The organism is Leptothrix ochracea L12 (genome assembly GCF_000262525.1).
The window spans coordinates 1-5,297 of record NZ_JH660662.1; the positions used below are offsets into that span (position 1 = coordinate 1).

A 5,297-nucleotide genomic window follows, 5' to 3' on the forward strand; every position below is an offset into this window, starting at 1 on the left:
CCAAGCTCATCCCCGTGGCCTGCCGCCTGCCCGCCGACCTCCTCAACCGCGTCCGCGACCGCGCCGTCACCCAAGACGGCGGCCTCAACGCCGTGATGGCGCAGGCGCTGGAGCAGTGGTTGGCCACTCAGGCCGTGGCGGAGTAAATCCCCCGCCCCCCTTTGTCACGCCTGTACAGCCTCGCATTCCCTTCTTGACTCGCTTGTCAATACCGGGGGGTGAATACGTACCCGCGAGGTAGCCCGCAACAGCAGTGAAGCGGGCTACGCTTCAGCGGTGGTGGCCCTTCACTCTTGAATCCACTTTGGAGTCTTCCTCCGCCAATCAATCACCCAAGAGTCACCCTCTTTAGATTTGCGAGTATATTTATTGGTTTCAGAGGGTCCCTTGGTTTCAGAAGGTTCCTCGGCTTCAGAATAATCCACGGTTTTCTTGACTTCTAATGTTCTACTTTTGCCGCTGCGCATATAATCTTGGCTTTCTGAAAGCCATCCGGAACTTGCTGTGACGCCTACTATATTTCGTAGTTCTTTTCGTTCTCTAAGTGGGTTTCTTAGTAACTTATCTGGGTTATTGGGGTCTGCCTTGTTTGGATCATTGGTTACATACCATACCCCTTTGATGCACCATGCTAAGCGACCACTGTCTTCATTTGCAACTATATCAATCAATTTGGCTTTATTGCTTATTGCATTGATTCTTCCTTCACTGATTTGATTGGTTATATAACCCATTTGATCACCATGTTGAATCATGGCATATGCGGCATCCTTGCCGGCATGAAGAGTGTTTGCTGGTAGTTTGGCTTTTTTAGTTTTACCATCTTTAGTTTTCTCACCATAAGTGGCTGCTACGGTGTGTTCATGAACCTGAATGGATCCAGTGCGAAGATTGTTAGCATCTGTTTGCTCTGAGGCAATCTTGGTGTTTATTCCTGTGAGTAATCTTGCTTTTTCACGAGATCCTTCAACAAGGGCTCTGTTGTGTTTGTAAATTTCATGAATGTCATAGTCTCCCGTATATAAAAACTTTTGCCAATTTTCTCCTAAGGCATCTTTATATCTATAAAAATTATCAAGAGCTATATATGGCTCTTCCGAATCTTTATCGGATAAAAATGGTTGAATGATGTCAACATCAGATGGTTCTTTGCTGCCATCAGCGACAACATCTCGCTTATCAACTCGAAGGCCAAGTAACTCACCCGTACCCTCTCCATTCTCATCCTTCCCCCAATGACCTACGAATCCTTGGATGTCATTTAGATTAATGTGTTCAATCTCTGGCATTTTTTCACCCTGATTTTTGTTTGTTGAAGTGGTGTTTTTATAAACATCGCCGTAGTATTTTTCAGTGTTCCTGCTTTGATGGACTTCTCAAGAATAGAGTGTGGTTTTGGCTTTGCACCTTGTTGAATGCGCGAAAGAGATAAACTTCCAGTTTCTCTAATCGCAATAATTACATTGCGCTCTTTGCAATAATTTGAAATTGCATGCATATGCTCTTTCGTGACAAATTCTTGCGCAACCAAGCCGTTGTCTCTATATTTTTCAAGATCGGCATACCTATCTTTTTTTGATGGTTCCGCGATGGTTTCTTGAGTTGTTTTTGCAGCATGTCCTGTGGGGACTTTATTTGCATATTGTTGGGCCACATTTATACGTGACCGGATGGCTGAGTTACCTGTTTGGCCAGTTGGTCTTCCCACAACAACTGGCGTTTTATCTGCGCCATGTTTTTCAGAGGAGCCATACTGTTCCGTGGCTGCATGCACCATGGTACGAAATTTTTCCGCCGATGAAATATGCTCCGCCTGCCGATTTAGCGCTCTGGAAGCCGCCATCATGTTTCGTATTTTTTGAACAAGCTTTGCCGAACCGGCAATTTCCACACCAATATCTGGAGACTCGCCTCGAGTAGCTGATTGCTGCAAATTACTGGTTTGTTCTATCGGTTGACGTTGGAGATGTTCTTTTTCAGGCATGATTCTCTCCGAAGGTAAATGTTAAAACTAAAAACTTGTCGTGTTGTTCAAGGCTTTTCGACCCGGCGTTTGAGCAAGGCGGAAACAGCGGCGGCGATGAGGATGAAGATCAGGGCGAGGGTTTGGGCGTTGCCCTCACGCACGTTGGCCAAGGCGGGGTCGCATTGCAGCAGGGCCGCCGCCAGCAAAACGGGGGGGATGACGCCGAGCAAGGCGATGCGGCCGTAGCGGATGCGCCAATCCCATTGCCACTGGAAGACCAGCCAGGTGGTGGCGTTCAACAACAGCATCAGCTCAAGCAGCGTGCGCAAGATCCAGCGATTCGGGCACACCACCCCGCACAGGGCATTGCTCAGGCCCAAGCCGGGGTCGCCCACAAAGATGGTGCGCAAAGGTTCACTGAGTTGATCGGGTTGGAGCTGATCCGCAAGCTTCAGCTCAGGGCTTGGGGCGGAGGGCCAGAAGCCGATGCCGCCAAAGTTGTCCTGCACATAGACCAGATCGTCGGTGTACTGCTGCAAATCGCGCTGGGGCAACATCAGCATGGGCACCACACTGCGCAAAAACACCCGTCGGTCATCGCCTTTGAGCATGGGGCTGTTTTCGATGTCGCTGCGCAGCTGCTTTTTGCTCAAGGTGGTGGGCTCTGAGAGCTGCACCAGCACCCGCAGCTCCAAGTTGCTGTTGCGTTTGTAGTCGCTGTTGTTCGAGACGATGCGACCGTTGGCCATATCGGGTTCTTCCACCGCCTTCATCAGTTCAAACAAGCGGCTGACCTCCAAAGGCCCACCGGGTTGGCGCATCTGGCTGTCGAGCACGACGAGATTGATGGCGTAGTGACGTTGGCGGTTCTCTTTCAGCGCCGAGGCCAAGCCAAGGATGAAGCGCGGGTAGAAATCGGCAAAACGCTCGGCCAACACTTTGTCGGTGCGCGCGTCCGGGATTTGATCGAAATAGATCGTCAGCCCGTCGCCCGTGCGCTGCACCTCACCAAAACCCGGCAACCACGCTTTCATGCGGTCGGGCCAACCGGGCAAGGGCTGATCAAGGAACTCGCGCGCATGGATCGGCGTCTGGGTGATCAGCCGCTGAATCAAGGCTTCGCGCGCTGCGGCGGGCTCGGTGGCCAAGAAGCGCCAGTCCCGCCGATAGATGCCGAAATCGACCCGGGTGTCATGGCGATGCGCTTGTTCGATGAAATCGGTTTGCGCTTCAGTCCACGCCAATTTGGGCAAGATCACATCGTCGTCAAAGGCAAGGATCAGCGGACTGATGCGCTGAATCAAGCTGAAATCGATCGGCCATGGCACAAGGCCCTTGCTCGGTTCACTCCCACCATCCGCGCTTGTCCAGTTGGGGGCGATGGCAAAAATCGGAAGTTTGACCTTGGCGTCGGTGCAGTGGCAGTGGGAGGTGGCGGTCCAGACGGGAGGGTGGTCGGGATGGAAGGGCCGGTCTTGCTCAGCGGCTTTGGCAAGCCACGTTCTCAACGGTGCTGGCAGCAGCCACGCGGGCAAATCCTGCCAGTTCAGCACCTTCTGATCAGCGGGGAGCTTTTTGGCGCTCTGCGTGGCGGATCCGGGTTGACACTGCTTGGCGAGTTCACTCGGGGAAGGGGGTTGTTGTTGCAGGCGCCGGGCCTCGTTGGTGATCTGGGTTTTGACATGGGCGCACACCCGGGCGTCCAAGGCCGCGAGGAACAGATCCACACTGGGGTATTCGACCCCCAGCAGCGGTTGCAACCAAAGCGCCAATTGCTCCTGCTGCGCCTCACTCCACGGCATCCCCTTCGGGGGGGCGGGCAAAGCGGGCGCGGTGGTGGTGGCCGAGGCTGAGGGAGAGGCGGTGGATGGGCCGGGCAGATCGTTTTCGGTGTCTGGGCTCACATCAGCTGGCGGTGCCAAGAGCGGCTGGAGCCCGTCAAGCAGTGCTTCGCTCAATTGATACACCTTGGCTGTTGGCCCAAGCTTGCTGGCCTCGCTCGCAGCGGCGCTCAGGTCCATGTGGGTCAATACCGGCACCGCCGCCGGACGAGATGATGGCTTGGCACTGGGGGCCAAGACCTTCAGCAGATACGGTTGCGTGGCCGTGTGACCGAGGGCGTCTTTGACGCCGATCTGAAGGGTGTAGCGTCCAGCCGTCGTCGGGATGCCGTCCAGCCGGCCGTTGTCTTGCAACACCACGCCTTCTGGCAAGGGACCAGAGATCAGCGCGAAGCTCAAGGGTGTTTGTCCACCTTCGGCATGGATATCGCGGACGTAGCGCTGACCGACCACCGCGATGGGCAAAGTTTCTGGGGTCCGGCCCAAGCTCAGGGGTTGGGCGGATGAGGCGGCATCGGCCGCTAAAACTGAGGCACTGACCGAGGCACTGACCGAGGTGTTGAGGGTGAGCAGGCTCCATCCAAGCCAGAGGCCCGCGATGAAGGTGACGGTGCGGGCCTTCATAGTGTTTTTCCTTCCTTGCGCAGCTCTTTGGCCAAACCGGCTCGCAGTTCATGCAGTCGTACTTGACGGCGGCCATCGCGCACGGCGCTGATGGCCGCATGTCGAATCACGTTGGCAATGGCACCGCCGGAAAGTTCATAGCGCTGTGACAGCGCGGCCAAGTCCACCTCGGGGGCGATGTGTTGGGCGGCGAGCATGCCTTGCCAAAGGCGCAGGCGTTGCTCAGCGTCGGGCATCGGAAAGTAAATCATCGATTGAAATCGCCGCGAAAAAGCTTCGTCAAGATTGCCGCGCAAGTTGCTGGCCAAGATCACGATGCCGGGGAAATCCTCCACCCGTTGCAAGAGATAGGCGATCTCTTGGTTGGCGTGGTGATCGTTGGCGTTGTTGGCCGCGCCGCGTTTGCCAAAAAGGGCATCAGCCTCGTCAAAAAAGAGGATCCAACGGCGGGTTTCGGCCTGATCGAACACCCGGGCAAGGTTCTTCTCGGTCTCGCCGATGTACTTCGATACCACCATCGACAAGTCGATGCGATAAACATCCACCGCCGTGGCCTTGCCGATCAGCGTGGCTGTGAGCGTTTTGCCCGTTCCCGGTGGGCCGTAGAACAACGCGCGATAGCCGGGTTTGAGGCTGCGGGCCAAACCCCAATCGTTCATCAGGGTGTGGCCCTGAGCCATCCAAGCGCATATCTGTTGGACTTCGTCGAGCACCTCGGGCGCCAGCACCAAGTCGTCCCACGTCAACACACTTTCGATGCGTTTGGCCGGGAACTGCATGCTGTAGTCTGGCCGGTCGGCTTGGCCGGTGCTGAGCAGCTGCAAGCCCTCTTGGCTCAGGCGCAGCGTGCCGCTCAGGCGCGGCTC

4 protein-coding genes are annotated in these 5,297 nt (G+C 55.3%); all 4 read right to left on the bottom strand.

Annotation, left to right across the window (positions count from 1 at the left end; translation table 11 throughout):
• Positions 1–287: 287 nt before the first annotated feature.
• Positions 288–1,289, bottom strand: coding sequence for a hypothetical protein (locus LEPOCDRAFT_RS00045; RefSeq protein WP_009453108.1), 1,002 nt, complete (start codon positions 1,287–1,289; stop codon positions 288–290).
• Positions 1,262–1,984, bottom strand: coding sequence for a hypothetical protein (locus tag LEPOCDRAFT_RS02725; protein WP_009453109.1), 723 nt, complete (start codon positions 1,982–1,984; stop codon positions 1,262–1,264). The genes LEPOCDRAFT_RS00045 and LEPOCDRAFT_RS02725 overlap by 28 nt, the downstream gene beginning before the upstream one ends.
• A gap of 47 nt (positions 1,985–2,031) precedes the next feature.
• A complete protein-coding gene (locus LEPOCDRAFT_RS00055) occupies positions 2,032–4,431 on the bottom strand; it encodes a putative Ig domain-containing protein (RefSeq protein ID WP_009453110.1) in 2,400 nt (799 codons plus the stop codon).
• The coding region (locus LEPOCDRAFT_RS00060; protein ID WP_009453111.1) for an ATP-binding protein at positions 4,428–5,297 on the bottom strand (870 nt) is incomplete at its 5' end. The genes LEPOCDRAFT_RS00060 and LEPOCDRAFT_RS00055, both read right to left, overlap by 4 nt.

Excerpts from the sequence above, each read along its gene's own strand:
- LEPOCDRAFT_RS00045 (WP_009453108.1), bottom strand. The coding sequence starts at position 1,289 with ATGCCAGAGATTGAACACATTAATCTAAATGACATCCAAGGATTCGTA.
- LEPOCDRAFT_RS02725 (WP_009453109.1), bottom strand. The coding sequence starts at position 1,984 with ATGCCTGAAAAAGAACATCTCCAACGTCAACCGATAGAACAAACCAGT.
- LEPOCDRAFT_RS00055 (WP_009453110.1), bottom strand. The coding sequence starts at position 4,431 with ATGAAGGCCCGCACCGTCACCTTCATCGCGGGCCTCTGGCTTGGATGG.